The sequence below is a fragment of the Massilia frigida genome, assembly GCF_011682175.1.
Taxonomy (GTDB): domain Bacteria; phylum Pseudomonadota; class Gammaproteobacteria; order Burkholderiales; family Burkholderiaceae_D; genus Telluria_A; species Telluria_A frigida.
In genome coordinates this window covers 68,158-85,862 of sequence record NZ_WHJG01000017.1, presented here as the reverse complement: position 1 = coordinate 85,862, position 17,705 = coordinate 68,158, and the positions used below count along the sequence as shown (strand labels likewise).

Annotated in this window: 17 protein-coding genes, 1 other RNA gene and 1 pseudogene; 12 read left to right on the top strand and 7 right to left on the bottom strand. The window is 64.0% G+C overall.

Annotated elements, in window-relative coordinates:
• Nucleotides 1–218: 218 nt before the first annotated feature.
• A complete protein-coding gene (gene rpoH, locus F2P44_RS17615; RefSeq protein WP_167088354.1) occupies nt 219–1,118 on the bottom strand; it encodes an RNA polymerase sigma factor RpoH in 900 nt (299 codons plus the stop codon).
• A 641-nt stretch (nt 1,119–1,759) separates the two neighbouring features.
• Here rpoH and F2P44_RS17610 point away from each other — a divergent pair.
• Nucleotides 1,760–2,779 carry an Rpn family recombination-promoting nuclease/putative transposase gene (locus F2P44_RS17610; RefSeq protein ID WP_167088353.1) on the top strand — a complete coding sequence of 340 codons (1,020 nt, stop codon included), beginning with the start codon at nt 1,760–1,762 and terminating at the stop codon, nt 2,777–2,779.
• Nucleotides 2,780–2,864: 85 nt separating this feature from the next.
• Here the strand turns inward: F2P44_RS17610 and ftsX are convergent, their stop codons facing one another.
• The 4 genes from ftsX to F2P44_RS17590 all read right to left on the bottom strand — a co-directional run bounded on the left by ftsX (nt 2,865) and on the right by F2P44_RS17590 (nt 6,678).
• On the bottom strand, nt 2,865–3,785 hold the full coding sequence (gene ftsX / locus F2P44_RS17605) for a permease-like cell division protein FtsX (protein ID WP_167088352.1): 921 nt from the start codon (nt 3,783–3,785) through the stop codon (nt 2,865–2,867).
• Nucleotides 3,782–4,456, bottom strand: coding sequence for a cell division ATP-binding protein FtsE (locus F2P44_RS17600; RefSeq protein WP_167088351.1), 675 nt, complete (start codon nt 4,454–4,456; stop codon nt 3,782–3,784). The genes ftsX and F2P44_RS17600 overlap by 4 nt, the downstream gene beginning before the upstream one ends.
• Nucleotides 4,457–4,462: 6 nt before the next feature.
• Entirely contained in the window at nt 4,463–5,614 is a 1,152-nt protein-coding gene (ftsY, locus tag F2P44_RS17595; protein ID WP_167088350.1) for a signal recognition particle-docking protein FtsY, read from the bottom strand.
• A gap of 122 nt (nt 5,615–5,736) precedes the next feature.
• The gene (locus tag F2P44_RS17590) at nt 5,737–6,678 is read right to left on the bottom strand and encodes a MerR family transcriptional regulator (RefSeq protein WP_167088349.1); all 942 of its coding nucleotides are present in this window, start codon (nt 6,676–6,678) and stop codon (nt 5,737–5,739) included.
• Nucleotides 6,679–6,980: 302 nt separating this feature from the next.
• Between F2P44_RS17590 and F2P44_RS17585 the strand changes: the two are divergent.
• From F2P44_RS17585 to F2P44_RS17550, 9 genes and pseudogenes are all read left to right on the top strand, one after another.
• A pseudogene (locus F2P44_RS17585) lies at nt 6,981–7,678 on the top strand (NAD(P)/FAD-dependent oxidoreductase); the annotation flags it as partial.
• A complete protein-coding gene (locus F2P44_RS17580; RefSeq protein ID WP_167088348.1) occupies nt 7,638–8,303 on the top strand; it encodes an SAM-dependent methyltransferase in 666 nt (221 codons plus the stop codon). The pseudogene F2P44_RS17585 and the gene F2P44_RS17580, both read left to right, overlap by 41 nt.
• A 378-nt stretch (nt 8,304–8,681) precedes the next feature.
• Complete coding sequence (locus F2P44_RS35605) at nt 8,682–8,840, top strand: chalcone isomerase family protein (protein ID WP_370662711.1); 159 nt, start codon at nt 8,682–8,684, stop codon at nt 8,838–8,840.
• Nucleotides 8,837–9,514 carry an MFS transporter gene (locus F2P44_RS36395; RefSeq protein WP_308610199.1) on the top strand — a complete coding sequence of 226 codons (678 nt, stop codon included), beginning with the start codon at nt 8,837–8,839 and terminating at the stop codon, nt 9,512–9,514. The genes F2P44_RS35605 and F2P44_RS36395 overlap by 4 nt, the downstream gene beginning before the upstream one ends.
• A complete protein-coding gene (locus tag F2P44_RS36390; RefSeq protein WP_308610197.1) occupies nt 9,435–10,022 on the top strand; it encodes an MFS transporter in 588 nt (195 codons plus the stop codon). The genes F2P44_RS36395 and F2P44_RS36390 overlap by 80 nt, the downstream gene beginning before the upstream one ends.
• A 3-nt stretch (nt 10,023–10,025) precedes the next feature.
• A complete protein-coding gene (locus F2P44_RS17565) occupies nt 10,026–10,568 on the top strand; it encodes a DUF3833 domain-containing protein (RefSeq protein WP_167088347.1) in 543 nt (180 codons plus the stop codon).
• Nucleotides 10,565–11,332: an SDR family NAD(P)-dependent oxidoreductase gene (locus F2P44_RS17560; protein ID WP_167088346.1), complete on the top strand. Its 768-nt coding sequence runs from the start codon at nt 10,565–10,567 to the stop codon at nt 11,330–11,332. The genes F2P44_RS17565 and F2P44_RS17560 overlap by 4 nt, the downstream gene beginning before the upstream one ends.
• On the top strand, nt 11,329–11,763 hold the full coding sequence (locus F2P44_RS17555; protein WP_167088345.1) for a nuclear transport factor 2 family protein: 435 nt from the start codon (nt 11,329–11,331) through the stop codon (nt 11,761–11,763). The genes F2P44_RS17560 and F2P44_RS17555 overlap by 4 nt, the downstream gene beginning before the upstream one ends.
• Before the next feature lie 21 nt (nt 11,764–11,784).
• Nucleotides 11,785–12,093: a hypothetical protein gene (locus tag F2P44_RS17550; RefSeq protein ID WP_167088344.1), complete on the top strand. Its 309-nt coding sequence runs from the start codon at nt 11,785–11,787 to the stop codon at nt 12,091–12,093.
• A 108-nt stretch (nt 12,094–12,201) separates the two neighbouring features.
• Here the strand turns inward: F2P44_RS17550 and F2P44_RS17545 are convergent, their stop codons facing one another.
• On the bottom strand, nt 12,202–13,905 hold the full coding sequence (locus F2P44_RS17545; protein ID WP_167088343.1) for a thiamine pyrophosphate-binding protein: 1,704 nt from the start codon (nt 13,903–13,905) through the stop codon (nt 12,202–12,204).
• 190 nt (nt 13,906–14,095) lie between these two features.
• On the opposite strand from F2P44_RS17545, the gene F2P44_RS17540 reads away from it, so the two are divergent.
• Complete coding sequence (locus F2P44_RS17540; RefSeq protein WP_167088342.1) at nt 14,096–15,430, top strand: hemolysin family protein; 1,335 nt, start codon at nt 14,096–14,098, stop codon at nt 15,428–15,430.
• 86 nt (nt 15,431–15,516) lie between these two features.
• Here the strand turns inward: F2P44_RS17540 and F2P44_RS17535 are convergent, their stop codons facing one another.
• Nucleotides 15,517–16,953, bottom strand: a complete 1,437-nt coding sequence (locus tag F2P44_RS17535) for a pectate lyase family protein (protein ID WP_167088341.1) — start codon at nt 16,951–16,953, stop codon at nt 15,517–15,519.
• Nucleotides 16,954–17,120: 167 nt separating this feature from the next.
• Between F2P44_RS17535 and rnpB the strand changes: the two genes are divergently transcribed.
• Nucleotides 17,121–17,473: RNase P RNA component class A (rnpB, locus tag F2P44_RS17530), an RNA gene on the top strand.
• Nucleotides 17,474–17,705 lie beyond the last annotated feature (232 nt).

The following is a 17,705-nucleotide window of genomic DNA, read 5'->3' as shown; positions in this document are numbered from 1 at the left end:
GTGAAAAAGGCTGTGACGGCGCGCGGGGCAGCGCTCGGGGCCCATGTTATTGCCGCGCTCAGACACCGGCACGGTATGCATGATACGTCAATCTCGGATTATAAATATGTAATCAAGTGTATTGACTTGTACAAGCTTGACGCTTTGTACTGACGAAAAAAATGCCGCCTAGTCTACACCAGGCGGCATCGGCGCGGGGGCGCCAGGCGTGCGCGGGCTCAGATATAAGCCGACAATGCACTTTTCATTTTCTTCAGGGCAGCACTTTCGATCTGGCGGATACGCTCGGCGGAGACGCCGAATTCGTCCGCCAGCGCGTGCAAGGTGGCGCCGGAACCGTCGTCGTTGGCCAGCCAGCGCGCTTCGACGATGCGGCGCGAACGGGCGTCGAGCTTGCCCAGCGCCGTTTCCAGCCCTTCCGATTGGAGGCGCGTGACCTGTTCGGCTTCGAGTACCTTGGTCGGCTCGGACAGGTCCGATGACAGGTAGGCGATCGGCGAAAACTTGTCGTCTTCGTCATCGGTTGGCGCTTCGAGGGCGATGTCGCGGCCCGACAGGCGCGTTTCCATCTCGATCACTTCTTCGCGCTTGACGTCGAGCAGCTTGGCCAGCGCATCGATCTGGGTCGGGGTCATGGCATCGAGGCCCTGCTTGTTGCTGCGCAGGTTGAAGAACAGCTTGCGCTGGGCTTTGGTCGTCGCGACCTTGACCAGACGCCAGTTCTTCAGGATGTACTCATGCATTTCCGCCTTGATCCAGTGCATGGCGTACGACACCAGGCGCACGCCCTGGTCGGGATCGAAACGCTTGACCGCCTTCATCAGGCCGATATTGCCCTCTTGAATCAAATCGGCGTGCGGCAGGCCGTAGCCGAGGTAGCCGCGCGCGATCGACACCACCAGCCGCAGGTGCGACAGCACCAGCTCTTGCGCGGCGGCGAGATCGTTATTTTGTTGCAGGCGTTGAGCCAAGGAAATCTCTTCCTCGTGGGTCAGCATCGGCAGGCGGTTGACCGCCGAAATATAGGCGTCGATATTGCCCAGATTGCCGGTGAAACCGAGTCCTAAAGCACGATTGCCGGTCGGAACCAATGCGGATTGTGCGGACAACGTCATCATGTATTTCCTCGTAGAGTGTCTGTGCTGCATCATCGAATGCCCGGGCCGGATGCGGGTCCGGGGCGACTGTTGCGGTCTGATGCCAGCGGTGGCTTCGGGGATTCCCCGCCATGCAAGACCCTATATTAGCACTCTCTCGTGTGGAGTGCCAATGTCGAGAATATATGGCGGCGATAGCGAAATGATATTACTTAGAGGCAAGCATAAATTCGCAAGTTTCACTCTAGTGGAGGGTGCTGTTTGCCCTTTGATCCAGATCAAATTTGCGGCGCGGCCGATCGCCATGCGTTTGCGCCAGCACAGTATCTAAACCCGGTTCCAGTGTCGCCGATCAGGGCGGTCGCCTCTGTTCGTTTACACACGCAAGGCGCTGGTCGCATGTCAGGCCGCGCCATGCATCCCATCATCATGGACGGTGACGACAATGACAACGATCTGTATGGCGGGGCCGGGTCGGATACGGACATGATGTGTGCCAAGGCAGGCGGCGCGGATTGCTCATCAAAGCATAGGCGAAGGCCGCCAGCAGCAAGCGCTCTGGTGTGAGGACCCTGGATAGTGTGTCTCGCGCCGCGAGCGCCGGCCCCGCACACGCCTGAGGTAGCGCAAAGGAAGGGCGGGGACGCTCGCTACAATGCGCCATGCCCGCCCTTCACGACCTCGGATACCGTTCGCTGTTCGCCCACCCGGAACTGGTGCGCGAACTGATCACCGGCTTTACTTCCGCCAAGCTGTTCGACGAGATCCCGCTGTCGGCCTTCGAGCGGGTCAATCCGGCGTATGTGAGCGACCGTTTGTCGGCACGCCAGGACGATCTCGTCTGGCGCGTACGGCTGGGTGACGAATTTCTGTACGTGTATATTCTCCTGGAATGCCAGTCCGGCGTGGACCGCTGGATGGCCTTGCGCATGCAAACCTATATCGGCTTGCTGTACCAGGACTTGGTCAAGGGCCACGAATTGTCTCCTGGCTTGCTGTTGCCGTCGGTGTTGCCGCTGGTGTTCTACAACGGTATGCCGCACTGGAGCGCCAGCTTGGACTTGACCGGACTCCTCATGCAAGCGCCCGCCGAGCTGGCTGCGCTCCAGCCATCCCAGCGCTACCTGCTGATCGACCAGCAGCGCCTGGACAGGACCGAGCTGGAAGCGAACGCCAGCCTGCTGGCGCTGCTGTTTCGGTGTGAACTTTCAGCCGGTCCCGATGTCTCAAAAAACGTCCTGCCTGCGCTGATGACGTGGTTCAAGGGCACGCCCGAGGCCAATCTGCGGCGCTCGGTCCAGGTATGGGTAAACGGTTTGCTGGCACGCGCAACCGGCAAACCGGAATGGTTCACCTTGGATAGTGTGGAGGAGGATGCTGATATGGACAGTAAGCTTTCAACTTGGGCCGAACAGTTCGAGGAACTCGGCTTTCAAAAAGGATTCGCGCTGGCGGAGAAAGCCAAGGAAGATGGCAAGGCGGAAGGCAAGGCGGAAGGGCAAGTCATTGCACTTCGCGCGGTGCTGGGCAGCCTGTTGCGCAGCCGCTTCGGCGAGTTGCCGGCGCCGGCAACGCAGCGCATCGCTCAGGCCACGCAGGCTGAGCTTGAACAGTGGTTCGAGCGCAGCCTCAATGCGCCCAGCCTGCAGGCGGTGTTTGACGCTGGCGCGACCTCCATGTAGTCCGATATGTCATGAGTAGAGCTTGGCGCTTGCGCCGCGGGGCGCGTTAAGGGCCAGGCAGATACTCATTGGCGACCTATCCTGGCTAGCGCAAACGCGCCAGATGCCTGCGCACCGACAGTACCGCGCCGGCCAGGCCGAGCGCGGCGCTGACGGCAAGCAGCACGCCCATCGCCACCGGATTGAGCGGCGCCAGCTGGAAGGACGAACCGTACAGGCGGGCGAACTCGCCGATGGCCGTATTGAGAGGCTGCAATGACAAGGTCACCGCGCCCAGCGCCACGCCGCCGGCGCACAAGCCCAGCAAGCCGCCGGTGTAATAGAAGGGACGGTGGATGAAGCCGTCCGTCGCGCCGATCAGTTTGCTCACGGCGATCTCGTCGCGCTGGGTCAGCACCTGCAGGCGGATCGTATTAAATACCACGGCAATGACCACCATGCCGAGGGTCACGGCCAGCAGCAGCAGGATCAGGCGCAGCACGCGCAGCAGGGCGGCCAGGCGCTTGACCCAGGCCGAATCGACCTGCACCGCGTCCACGCCCGGCAAGGCGCGCAGGCGCGCGGCGATGGCATCGACGCTGCCCGCTTCGCTCACGCTGCGGAAGCTGTCGAGCTTTAACACATAGCCGTCCGGCAGGGGATTTTCGCCCAGCGTGGCCAGGACGTCGGCCAGGCCGCTCTTGCTTTTCAGGCTGTCGAGCGCCTGTTCGCGCGGCACGAACACGATGCGCGACTTGGGATCGGCCAGGATCGCGCGGATCGCCGGTTCCAGCGCCTGCGCCTGCTCGCGCGTGGTCTCGGCCTTGGTGAAGACGCTGATTTCCGGCTCGACCGACAACTGCTCGGACATCGGGCGCACATTGTCGAGCAGGGTCAAGCCGGCGAACGGCAGTGTGAGCGCGATGGCGACCACGATCACATTGAACAGGAAGCTGAGCGGCGACTTGCCCAGCTGGCCGAGCGCCGAGCCGATGGCGAAACCGTGTTGGCGGAACCAGCGCTTCATGTGGCGTCTCCCACCACGGCGCCATGGTCGAGCCGGATCACGCGCGCGCGGCCCTGGCGCGCGGCGTCGTACAGCACCAGTTCGTCATGGGTGGCGATCAGGCAAGTCACGCCCACCGAATGAAAGGCACGCAGGGCGTCGAGCACCTTGTCGGCACTGGCGCGGTCGAGGTTGGCGGTGGGTTCGTCGGCCAGGATGATCTGGGGCCGGTTGACGATGGCGCGGGCAATCGCCACGCGCTGCTGTTCGCCGCCCGACAATTCGAGCGGCCTGGCCAGCGCGCGCCCCTCCAGCCCGACTTTTTCCAGCGCGGCGCGGGCCCGCAGTTCGGCCTCGGCCTTGGAGGCGCCGGTGACCAGCAGCGGCAGCATGGTATTGGCCAGGATCGAGCGGTCGGTCAGCAGGCGCTGCTGCTGGAAAATCAGGCCGAGATTGCGCCGCAGATAGGGCAGGCTGGCATTTTTCATGCGCCCGATATCCTGTTCGTTGACCAGTACGCTGCCCGAGGTGGGGCGCTCCATGGCCGCGATCATCTTCAGCAGGGTCGACTTGCCGGCGCCGGACGGGCCGGCCAGGTAGACCAGTTCGCCGCGCGCGATGTTCAGGGTCACCTCGCGCAGGGCGGTGGCATCGGCCGAGTAGGTTTTGGAGACGCAGCGGAATTCGATCATGGGCGCTTATCCCAGCAGCGCCTCGACGAATTCGTCGGCGCTGAACGGTTGCAAGTCTTCGATCTTTTCGCCGACCCCGATGAAATATACGGGAATCGGGCGGGTGCGGGCAATCGCGGCCAACACGCCACCCTTGGCGGTGCCGTCCAGCTTGGTGATCACGAGGCCGGTCAGCTGCAAGGCATCGTCGAAGGCCTTGACCTGGGCCAGGGCGTTCTGGCCGGTATTGCCGTCGATGACCAGCAGCACTTCGTGCGGGGCGCCATCCATGCCCTTGCCGATCACGCGCTTGATTTTTTTCAATTCTTCCATCAGATGCAGCTGGGTCGGCAGGCGGCCGGCCGTGTCGACCATGACCACGTTCATCTTGCGCGCCTTGCCGGACTGCACGGCGTCGAAGGCCACGGCGGCCGGGTCGCCCGATTCCTGGGCGATCACGGTGACGTTGTTGCGCTGGCCCCAGACCATCAATTGCTCGCGCGCGGCGGCGCGGAAGGTGTCGCCGGCGGCCAGCAGCACCGATTGCTCGTATTTCTGCATGTGCTTGGCGAGCTTGCCGATGGTGGTGGTCTTGCCGGCGCCGTTGACACCCGCGATCATCATCACCAGCGGTTCGTGGCGGCCCAGTTCGAGCGGCTTGACGAGCGGGCGCAGCATGTCGGTCATGAGCACCTTGAGCGCGGCCTTGACGGCGGCCGCGTCAAGCAGCTTGTCTTCTTTTACCTTGCGCCGCAGTTCGGTGAGCAGGTAGTCGGTGGCATCCATGCCGGCGTCGGACATCAGCAGGGCCGCTTCGAGTTCCTCGTACAGGTCTTCGTCGATGCGGGCGCCCACGAACAGCAGGCTCAGGTTGTTCGAGGTCTTCGACAAGCCCGCTTTCAGGCGCGCCATCCAGGAACTTTTGCTGTCGGCGTCGTTGCCGAGGCGCTCGGCGGTTTCCGCAATCAGTTCGCTGCTTGCGGCGGGCGCTGGCGGTGGCGCGACGAAGGTCGAGGTGGTGCCGTAACGGCGTGACGACGGTGCGGAAGGCGCCTGCGCGGCGACGGGAGCGGGCGGCACGGCTGGCGCGGGCACGGCCGGTACCGGCGGAGGAGGTGCGGGCTGCGGTGGCGGCGGAAGATCGGGAGCGGGCGGTTTTTTCTTAAAAAAACTAAACATGGGAGTGTGTTGGAGGGCGCAGCATGCTGATGCCCGGCGGCGCCGGGCACGACGAAATCGATGCCGCGTATTTTACCAGAGCAGGGCGGGGTTTCCTGCGCCGGGCTGGCCAGTATGTGGCGCTAAGCGCCAACAGCGCTGTTCCGGGCCCGCCAGCGCGCCACCGCCACGTCGATGTCGTGCAGGTCGAGCACCCGGTTCGGCCCGAGCTGGCGCCGGGCCAGCGCGGCGCAGCTGCCCCCGGCCCACACCTGCACGCTCTCGCCCAGGCGGTTTTCCAGCTCCATCACATTGTCGACCGCCGCGCGCGGCGATGTCACGCTTGAAAACGAGAGCGCCACGATGTCGGCGCGCTGCACCCGCGCCGCTTCGACGATATCGGCCAGCGGGGTCTGTACGCCGAGCGAAACGCAGTGCGCCCCTTCCAATGCGAATAGCGCTTCGGCCATCAACAGGCCCAGGCCATGCCGTTCCTGGGGCACGGTGGTGAGCAGGATGCGCGGGGTGGCGTCGATCAGGCCGGTCTGCTGGTTGGCCGAAAAGATTGCGTTGCGCATCACGCTTTGCAGCAGTTCGGCGAACAGGTGTTCTTCGAAAACGGCCAGGCCGCCGGCGGCCCAGGTGTCGCCCACCAGCGTGGTCAGCGGCGCCACCAGTTCCAGCACGAAGCGGCGCAAGCCCAGTTGCAGCAGCGCCTGGGCCATTTTCTGGCGCAGCTCGTGCATCTGGTGCGCCTTGATCATGGCCAGGCACTGGCGCAGCACCGGATCGTCGGCGTCGGCGGCGATAGTGCCGCTGCCGGACTTGCTGGCCATGCTGCTCAACTCGTCGGTGTCCAGGTGCACGATCTTGCCGGGCTGGTAACCCATGTCCAGCAAGCGCTTGACCACGCGCAGGCGCGCCACCTGGTCGAGCGGATACAGGCGCTCGCCGTTGGCGTCGCGCTGCGGCTGCGGAAAGTTATAGCGACGTTCCCACACGCGCAGCGTTTCCTTGGGGACACCGGTGTCCCGTTCCACGTCGCTGATGCTGCTGAAAACGGCAGTGGTCTGTGCTTGGCTCATTGTCGCATTCATCGTTTGTTCAGGACATCGTCCCGATTGTAAGTCGAAATAGTAAATAAAAAACTACTCTATGTACCAGCTTGCTTTCGCAAGCCGCCGCACGCGCCACATCATGCCACGCCTCTCGATATTCCTGCTTGGTAATGGATCATGTTTCTTGAATCCAATTTATTACCCACTGCGTATACATCAATGACAGTGTATTTTGTCATGGACAAACAGTTGACATATTTCATTATTTCACGGATTATCCTTCGGGCGATTTGTTTGTCCTGGACAAAACAAGGAAAACGGGTGGGATGATGAAGATAGCTGTGATTGGAGCGGGAATGTCGGGTTTGTCGTGCGCATACCGGCTTGTCCATGGCGGAGCGGACGTAACCCGTATGAAGCGGGTGCTTACTTCGGTGGCCACAGCAACACGGTGGACGTCACCCTCGATGGCATCACGCATGGCGTGGACACCGGTTTTTTGGTGTTCAACGAGCGTACCTATCCGAACCTGATCGCCCTGTTCGCCGACCTGGACGTGGACACGGCGCCCAGCGACATGTCGTTTTCGGTCAAGCTGCCGCTCGGGCAGGAGCCCGGCGCGCGCGTGCTGGAATGGGCCGGCAGCAACCTCGACACCGTGTTCGCCCAGCGCGGCAACCTGCTGCGGCCGCGCTTTCTGGGCATGCTGCGCGACATCCTGCGCTTCAACCGGCACGCCACCAGCCTGGCCGTGGCCAAGCGCATGCCGGCCATGTCGCTGGGCGACTTCCTCGACCAGCATGGCTACAGCGCCCAGTTCCGCTCCTGCTACCTGCTGCCGATGGCGGCCTGCATCTGGTCGTGCCCATCGGACCAGATGCTGGCCTTCCCGGTGGCCACCTTCATCCGCTTTTGCCACAACCACGGCTTGCTGCAGGTGAGCAACCGGCCCCAGTGGCGCACCGTGCGCGGCGGCTCGCGCAACTATGTGGAAAAACTGCTGGCCGCGATTCCCCAGCGCGGGCTGCGGCTGGGGCGGATTCGCCGAACTGGCTGCGCGCGATGGCGAGGTGCACGTGACCGGACTGACCTTGTCGGAGCAGCAGCTGGCCTACGCCAAAGCGCGCCTGGAAAACGCCGGCCTGGGTGGGAAAACCGACCTGCGCCTGTGCGACTACCGCGACAGCGCCGGCCAGTACGATGCGATCGCCTCGATCGAAATGTTCGAGGCGGTCGGCCAAAGCTACTGGCCCAGCTATTTCGAGTGCATCGCGCGCAACCTCAAACCGGGCGGGCGCGCCTGCATCCAGACCATCGTGATCGCCGACGAGCTGTTCGAGCGCTATCGCAAGGGCACGGACTTCATCCAGCAATTCATTTTCCCGGGCGGGATGCTGCCATCGCCTTCCGTATTCGAGCGCATGGCGTTTGAATATGGCCTCACGGTGACCGGCCAGCACCGTTTCGGCATCGATTACGCCGACACCCTGGTCGAATGGCGCAAGGCGTTCCACGCGCGCCTGGACGAGGTGCGCGCACAGGGCTTCGACCAACGCTTCATCCGCACCTGGGAGTTTTACCTGTGCTACTGCGAGGCCGCGTTCCGCGAAAAGAGCACCGACGTCATGCACTTCACCCTGACGAAAGCCTGAGATGCGCCGCCGCATATTCTTGTCCGCCCTTGCACTGTGGTCGATGCTGGTCTGCGGGACGCCCGGCGCCGCGCCGGCCCACATCGAAGAAAACCTGCCGCAGGCGCGCTTGGCGGGCAAGGGCACGTACACCTGGTTCGGGCTGGCGATCTACGAAGCCGAACTGTGGGTGGGCGAGAAAGGCTATCGCGCCGACCTGCCGTTCGTGCTGGACCTGCGCTACGCGCGCAAGCTCGATGGCGTCAAGATCGCCGAGGCCAGCGCCGAGCAGATGGAAAAGATCGGTGCCGGCAGCGCGGCCCAGCGCGCCCAGTGGCTGGCCAGGATGAAAACCATCTTCCCCGATGTGAAAGAGGCACCCATATCAGCGGCGTGTTCGTGCCCGGCGGCGGCGCCCGTTTTTACCTCGATGGCAAGGCGCTGGCGGCGCTGCCCGACCAGGAATTCGCGCGCGCCTTTTTCGGCATCTGGCTCGATCCGGCCACCAGTGCGCGTGCGCTGCGTAGCGCGCTGCTCAAAGCCGCTGCCGCACGATGAGCCGGCTGTCGCTACCGATGCTGCTGTCGTACGGCTTGTTCGGCCTGCCGCTGGCGATGGTCGCGCTGCCGATCTATGTTTACCTGCCCCGGTTTTACTCCGGACGCGCCGGGCTGTCGCTGGCGCTGATCGGCGCCGTCCTGCTCGCCGCGCGCGTGGCCGCCGCCTTCATCGACCCGCTGCTCGGCTGGTGGATCGAGCGCGGGCAGGGCGCGTACGCGCGCTATGTGGCGCTGTCGCTGTCGCTGCCGCTGCTGCTGGCCGGCTTCGTGGCGCTGTTCCACCCGCCGGTGCTGGGCAGCCTGGCGACGATGGGCTGGTTTCTCGGCGCGCTGATGCTGGTCTACGTCGGTTTCAGCATCGCCACCATTGCGCACCAGAGCTGGGGCGCGGCATTGACCCAGGCCCCGGCCGAGCGCGCGCGTGTCACCGGCGTGCGTGAAGCCTGCGGCCTGGTGGGCGTGGTGCTGGCGGCGGCGGTGACCGGCAAGGCCGGCAAGGCCGGCCATCGGCAAGGCATCCGCCGCGCGGCCCGACTGGCGCGCCATGACGGCGCCATTTCGCGAAGCGCCGTTTCGCGCCCTGTTCGCGGTCTTGATCGTGAACGGCGTCGCATCGGCGATTCCGGCCACGCTGTTCCTGTTTTTCGCGGCCGACCGGCTGCAACTGGGTGACATGTCGGGCCAGTTCCTGATTCAGTACTTCGGCGCGGCGGCAGCCTCGATGCCGCTGTGGAGAGCTGCCGCCGCCAGTTTCGGCGAGGCGCGCGCCTGGGCCGCCGGCATGCTGCTGGCGGCCGCCGTTTTCGTCTGGGCCTTCGGGCTGGGCGCGGGCGCGAGCATCGCCTTTGGCGTCATCTGCCTGTTGTCCGGACTGGCGCTGGGCGCCGACCTGGCCTTGCCGCCAGCGCTGCTGGCCGGCGTGATCGGCGCGGCCGGGCATGCCGGCTGGCGTGAAGCGGCTTACTTCGGCGTCTGGAACTGGGGCGTGCAAATGACGCTGGCGCTGGCCGCCGGCATCGCCCTGCCGTTGCTGGCGTGGCTCGGTTACGTGCCCGGCGCCGGGGGGCGGCAGCAGCGCGCTGGCAGCAGCCTACGCGCTGCTGCCGTGCGCACTCAAATTGCTGGCCGCCGCCATGTTGTGGCGCGCGCCCCTGCGTCACTGTTAACTACCAAGGATTGAACCATGAAACTCTCCACCATTTTCGCGGCCGGCGCCCTGGCTTTGGCCATGGCCGGCTGCAGCACCCCCACGCCCGAGACGTATGCGAAACAGGCGCCGGGTCTCGACATCACGCAGTATTTCAACGGCACGCTGGACGCCCACGGCATGTTCCAGGACCGCTCCGGTAGAGTCATCAAGCGCTTCGTGGTGGTGATGCGCTGCCAGTGGAATGGCGACACGGGCGTGCTCGATGAAGACTTCGTGTACTCGGACGGCACGCGCCAGAAGCGCGTCTGGACGCTGACCAGGACCGGGCCGGGACGCTTCAGCGCCACTGCGGCGGATGTCGTCGGCACCGCCCAGGGCACGGTGTCGGGCAATGCGCTGCGCTGGCAGTATGTGCTGGCGCTGCCGGTCGACGGCAAGGTCATCAACATGGACATGGATGACTGGATGTTCCTGATCGACGACAAGGTCATGCTGAACCGCACGGCAATGAGCAAGTTCGGCGTGAACCTGGGCAGCGTGACGCTCTCGTTCACCAAGCGCGCGGCGACGCAATGAATCCGTGCATCGACGAGTGGCGCGGGCGGCGCGTGTGGATAATCGGCGCCTCGACCGGCATCGGGGAGGCGGCCGCGCACCTGCTGCTCGACCTGGGCGCGCGCGTGGCGTTTTCCGCGCGCAGTGCCGACAGGCTGGAACAGACGGCGGCCGGCGAGCCGCACGCGCTGGCCCTGCCGCTGGACGTGCTTGACCACGCCAGCGTGGCCGCGGCCTGCCAGCGCATCGTGGCGGCGTGGGGCGGCATCGACCTGGTGCTGATCGTGGCCGGCGGCTACAACGAAATGCGCGCCGATGCGATCGACCTGGCGGCGGCCAACCGGATGATCAACCTCAATCTGCGCGGTGCCTTCAACTGCCTCGACGCGGCGCTGCCGCTGCTGATCAAGCAGGGCGCCGGCGGGATCGGCATCGTGGCGTCGGTGGCCGGTTACGGCGGACTGCCCAAGGCGCTGGTGTACGGGCCGGCCAAGGCGGCGCTGATCAACCTTTCCGAGTCGCTGTACCTCGATTTGCGTCCGCGCGGGATCGCGGTGTACCAGATCAATCCGGGCTTCGTCGACACGCCCCTGACGGCCGGGAACGACTTCAAGATGCCGGCCCTGATGAGCGCCGCCGATGCCGCGTATGCGATGGTGCAGGGGATCGAGCGCGGCGCCTTCCATATCCATTTCCCCAAGCGCTACACCAACAGCATGCGGCTGGCGCGGCTGCTGCCGTATCGCCTGTATTTCTGGCTGATTCACAAGGTGACGGGATTATGAACCGGGCGCCGGAACTGGCACCGCTGGTGCGTTTTTACGAGAGTATCGAGCGCGCGTCGGTGCGCGCGCAGCTGATGCAGATGTATGCGCCCGATGCGCAGTTCAAGGACCCGTTCAACGAGGTGTGCGGGATTGAGCCGATTATCGGCATTTTCGTGCACATGTTTGCACAGGTCGAGCAGCCGCGCTTCGTGGTGACGTCGACCGTGCTGCAGGGTGACGCTGCCTTCCTGACATGGGAATTTCTGTTCCGAATGAAGCGCTTTTCCAGGACGCCGCAATGCATCCGCGGCGCCACCCGGATCCGCTTCGATGCGGGCGGGGCAGTCATGATCCATCGCGATTATTGGGACGCCGCCGAGGAGTTATATGAAAAGCTTCCATTGCTAGGAAGTGTCATGCGCTGGCTCAAACGCGCGGCGAATAATTAGCCTGTATGTGCTGGCACACATATGCATCAATCCGACTCAATATTAGCTATGCTTTTATCGGAAAAGGGTATAAATTATTACAAAACTATGACAGGAGGCAGTGTGAAAAGCCCAGACAATTTCAGCTTGTTGATTTCGCCGGAGACGATTCATGTGGCGGGGTCGATGTGGATACGCAACGTCATCGGATTGGCGTTCATCGCCACGGTGGCTTGTTTTTTCACGGCGCCAGTGACCGAAGCGCCAAACGCCTACGACCGGCCGCTGCCTATGCCAGCCGAGCTTGGTCTTGAACTGCTGCCGCAAGCGCAGCTGGTCAGTCCGCAGTAAGGCATTCTTCCCCTCATTGTCAAAAAGGAGCGCATGGCCTGTTTGGCATGCGCTCCTTCTGGTGCTCAGCACCGATACCATCGGTATCAGTGCTGATATGGCTGCCTGTTACTTGGCGGCTTTTGCGGCTTCCGCCGTCTTCCTGATGGTTTCCAGCGTCGCATTCGGCGTAATCAAATTCCCGTCATAGCGCAGTTCGATCACCGCCGGCAGTGATTTTTCACGGGTGTGGGCCAGTGCGCGTGCCAGCGCCGGACCGAATTCCACCGTCGCATTGACCACCTCGCCATGCGCGCCATAGGCCTCGGCCAGTTCCGCAAAGTCCGGGTTATGCAAGCTGGTCCCCGAGACGCGGCCCGGATAATCGCGCTCCTGGTGCATGCGGATGGTGCCGAACATGCCATTATTGAAGACAATAATAATCACGCCGGCCTTGTATTGCACCGCGGTGGCCAGTTCCTGGCCGTTCATCATGAATTCGCCATCGCCGGCAAAGGTCACCACTGTACGTGTCGGATCGACAATCTTTGCCGCGACTCCCGATGGAACGCTGTACCCCATCGCGCCATTGGTCGGCGCCAGCTGGGTACGCATGCCGCCATAGCGGTAAAAGCGGTGCGCCCACGATGCGTAATTACCGGCGCCATTGGTGATGACGGTATCGCGCGGCACTTGCGCCATCAATTCCTGCACCACTTGCCACAGGTCGAGCGGGGCCTGGCCATCCTTGAAAATCGGCGGCTGTTCCTGGTAGGCGGCCAGCTCGGCTTTCGCCTCGGCCACCGTACCGCGCCAGGCGGACGAGTCCACCGGCTCCATCGCGGCCAGCATGGCGCAGGCTTGCGCGGCGCCGCTGTTGATCATCAGGTCGGCCTGGTAGACGCTGCCCAGTTCCTCGGCATCGGCATGGAAATGCACCAGGCGCTGGGCCGGCACGGGCGAGGCCAGCAGGGTGTAGCCGCCGGTGGTCATTTCGCCCAGGCGCGGGCCGATGGCGATCACCAGGTCGGCGTTTTTCACGCGCGCCGCCAGTTTCGGGTTGATCCCGATGCCGACGTCACCTATATAGTTGGGGTGTGCGTTGTCGAGCAAGTCCTGGAAGCGGAAGGTGCAGCCGACCGGCAGCGCGTTGGCTTCGGCGAAACGTTGCAGGTCGGCGCAAGCCTGGGCGTTCCAGCTGGCGCCGCCGAGCAGCACGACCGGTTTTTTAGCGCTGGCAAGCATCTCGCGCAGGGTGGCGATCTGGGCGCCCGAGGGCGATGCCTGCACCGGCTGGTAGCGGCGCGTGTCGGCCACCGAGGCGACGTCGATCAGCATGTCTTCCGGCAGCGCCAGCACCACCGGACCGGGACGGCCGCTGGTGGCGACCTGGAAGGCGCGCGCGATGTATTCGGGAATGCGGTCGGCGCGGTCGATCTGGGTGACCCACTTGGCCATCTGGCCGTACATGCGGCGGTAGTCGATTTCCTGGAACGCTTCGCGGTCGATGAAATCGTTGCCGACCTGGCCGATGAACAGGATCATCGGGGTCGAATCCTGGTAGGCCGTGTGCACGCCGATCGAGGCGTTGGTGGCGCCCGGGCCGCGCGTGACGAAGCAGATGCCGGGCTTGCCGGTCAGCTTGCCGTAGGCTTCGGCCATGAAGGCGGCGCCGCCTTCCTGGCGGTTGATGATGAAGCGGATGTCGGAATCGTGCAGGGCGTCGAGCACGTCGAGGTAGCTTTCGCCGGGAACCCCGAAGGCGGTGTCGACGCCGTGAATGTTGAGCGCATCGACCAGGATCTGGCCGCCACTGCGGGAAGGGTGCGTCATGTCGTCTCTGCCTTGATGGTTGAGTATGCGCCATTCTATGCGAGCCGATTCTTGCAAGCTTTTGAAATTACGACATTAAATATCAGAATTACTATCCCGGGCGAAGGGCGCGCGACATTGGCCTGCCTCAAACTGCGGCGATATGGCAGGGCTAACGTGGGTAGATTCCCTGTCCTTTCAACCGCCTGCCATGGATTTGCTGATCATCCTCGTTCTGATCCTGCTCAATGGCGTGTTCGCCATGTCCGAGCTGGCGCTGGTGTCGTCCAAGCGCGTGCGGCTCGAAAAAATGGCCGCCGAGGGCCGTGGCGGCGCGCGTGTGGCCATGCGGCTGGCCGACGACCCGGGCGCCTTCCTCTCCACGGTCCAGGTCGGCATTACCGTCATTTCAATCTTCAACTGCGCCTTCGGCGAAGCGTCGCTGACCGCACGCCTGGCACCGCAACTGGCTGCGGTGCCGCTGCTGGCGCCCTATGCGCGCCAGGTGGCGCTGGCGCTGGTGGTGGCCGGCATCACCCTGGTCTCCATCCTGCTGGGCGAGTTGGTGCCCAAGCGCATCGCGATCCAGTATCCGGAATTCGTGGCCTCGGTCATCGCGCCTCCCTTGCAGGCGCTGTCGCGGCTGATGGCGCCGTTCGTGCGCCTGCTGTCCGCCTTGAGCGAGCTGATCATGCGCATGCTGGGCCTGGGACGCGCGCCCGACAGCGCCCCGACCGCCGACGAGATCAGCGGCATGCTCAGGGAAAGCGCCGACGCCGGCGTGCTCGACAAGACCGAATCGGACATCGCCGCGCGCGCCCTGCGCCTGGACGACCAGCGCCTCGACGCGCTGATGACCCCGCGCGCCGACTTGCAATTGATCGACCTCGATGGCGACTGCGGCGAGAACCTGGCGCGCATCGCGGCCAGCCCGTTCAGCCGCTTTCCGGTGGTGCGCGGCGAGCCGCCCCAGGTGCTGGGCGTGGTCGATGCGGGCGAGCTGTTCGCCCAGGCGATCCATCATCAGGCGCTGGACGCCATCGATATCGGCGCGGCCATGCGTCCGGCGCTGCTGGTACCCGATACGGTGAGCGCGCGCGGCTTGCTGGAACAGTTGCGCCAGCGGCAAGCCGAACTGGCGCTGGTGGTCGACGAGCATGGCCAGCTCAAGGGCATGGTGACCTTGAACGACCTGATGGCGGCGCTGATCGGCGCGCTGCCCGGCGACGCACGCGATGCGACGCGCGAGCCAGACGCCGTGCGGCGCGATGACGGCAGCTGGCTGCTCGACGGCGCCATGCCGCTGGCGCGCCTGCGCGAGGTGCTCGGGATCGGGCAGATGTTGCCCGGCGAGACGAGCGGGGCGTATCAAACCCTGGCTGGTTTTGTTCTGGAGCAACTTGGGCATGTGCCCGCCGCGTCCGACCGCTTTGTGTGGGAGCGCTATCGTTTCGAGGTGGTGGATATGGACCGGCACCGGATCGACCGGGTGCTGGTGGCGGAGCTGGGGGAGGCCGGCGGCGCAGCGCCGGCCCGGCCGCGCTAGCGCGCAGCGCTCTTGTGCTCCTGACATCGATGCCGCGGCCGGGGGCGGGCGGCGGCGTCGCTGTCTTGCGTGCGTGCTTGCCTTTCTTAGCGGACCACGAGCTTGCCTGCGCCGGCGTTGCGCAGCACCGATTCGCGCACTGTCGACGCATCGATCACGGTCGGCGTGTACGGCAGGGTCCAGCCGATCGCGCTGCTGAACTTGCAGCTGTCGCCGCCCATGCCCAGTGCCACGCCGTTCAGCAGGGAACCGCTGTCGATGATGGCGCCGGTTTTGCCGGAGGAACCCGAGGACTCGACCACATTGCCGCATTCCTTGGCGCCGATGACGTCGAAGGCATTATGCTGCGAGACGATCTTGGCCTTGTAGCCCACGCCGATGCTGTAGTGGTGCGGGTACAGTTTGGCGTCGCGGTCGCCCTGGTAGTAATTGTTGTACACGTGGACCTTACCGAAACGCACGCGCGGCGAACGCCCGGTGATGTCCATGTAATGATTGCCATGGAAGGTCACGGTCAGGTGGTCATCGTCGGACGTGGTGTCGTCGGACGAGCCGACCAGGGTGTTTTTCTCGTGCAGCTTGAACACATTGTTCGACACGGTCACATAGTCGGCGCCATTCTTGATGTCGAGCGCGCCATCGTGGCATTGCTTGAGTTTGCCGTTCTCTTTCGGGAACTGGTCGTCGGTGCGCGGCGCGTCGGTGAAGGTGTTGTGGTCGATCCAGACGTGGGTCGACTTGTCGACGTTCAGGCCGTCATAACGCGAGTTCCAGTTGCCGGTACTGGTATCTTTCGGATCCCACACCGGGGCGATGTCGCATGGGTTGGCGATGGTCAGGTTGCGCACGATCACATTGTCCACGCCTTTGATCATGATGCGGCCGTTGACGATGCCCGCATTCGGGCCCGCGCCGATCAGGGTGGTATTCGATGGCAGCGAAATCAGGCTGCGCACGCCCTGCTCGGCGACACTCTTGAACGGGCCGTCGGCCGCCATGTCGATGGTGCCGTAGATCTTGATCTGCATCGGCCGGCCGCCCTCGGTCTTGAGCGCGGACAGCAGTTGCGATGCCGAGCTGACCAGGAAGACATCCTTCTGTACCGCCGCCGCGCCGCCGCGGGTGCCGGTGCTGTAGCTGGCCCAGCCGGTTGCCGGGGCTGCCTGCGTCACCGGATCGGTGCCGGCTGGCGGGGTGGTCGGCGGGGTCGTTGGCGGTGTCGTCGGCGGGGTGGTCGGTGGCGTGGTGCCGCCATCGAGCGGGCCTAGCGCGCATTTCTTGTCGACACCCGGATAAGGATCGCTGCCGAACGTGGCGGTGGTGCAGGCAACTTTGCCGCTGAGCGATTTGACCACCCATTTGTTCTTGATGCCGAACGATACCTGGCGCTTGCCGGTGCCGGCGTCACAGGTGCCGCCCTGGGCGGCGCATTTCGAGAAGCTCTCCGGCCAGTCCGAGGCGTGGGCGGCGGTGCTGGCGAACAGGGTGGTGCTGATCAGTGCGGCAAGAGGCAACAGTGTCATTAAGTTTCCTTTTTGTAAATTGTCGATATTTTAATAGTACGTATGTACATTGGGTAACTTTGCAGCGATCACATTTTTTGCGAGATTGATATCCAAATCGGTATCAGTGGGGCGATAGCAATCGGAAACTTTGTCCGCAGGGCCGGGGCACGGTACAATGGTGGGGTGAAGCAGGCCAGACAGTCGCTGGCTGGCGCGTAATGCGTCGGCGGGAGGAAGGTCCGGACTCCATAGAGCAGGGTGACGGTTAATGGCCGTCCGCTGAAAGCCGACCGGCGCAAGCCGGGGAGTATAAGGCGAGGAATAGGGCCACAGAGACGAGCGTATTAAGTTACGGTGAAACGCGGTAACCTCCACCTGGAGCAATCCCAAATAGGCACGCGTTGAGGCGGCTCGCGGAGCGTGCGGGTAGGGAGCTTGAGCGCCGGAGTAATTCGGCGCCTAGAGGAATGGCTGTCATAGCGAATGCCTGCAAGGGTAGTCGCCGTAACAAAATCCGGCCTATCGGCCTGCTTCACATTGAATATCCGGCGCGCAAGGCGCCGATGCACTCCGCTCCGCCTCTCCGGCGGCGCGGCATGCCGCTGTCATTTCCCCCGCATGTGTGCCCATTTCGGCTTTCCCGAGGCGCGTTATTGCACAAGCAGCCAACCCGATTCGGTCGGCACCGTTGCCACCTGATCCGATCCACTACCACACTCCATCGCGCGCATCGGACAATTTACTCATCCGTTGCGTAAAAGTAAGCAGAT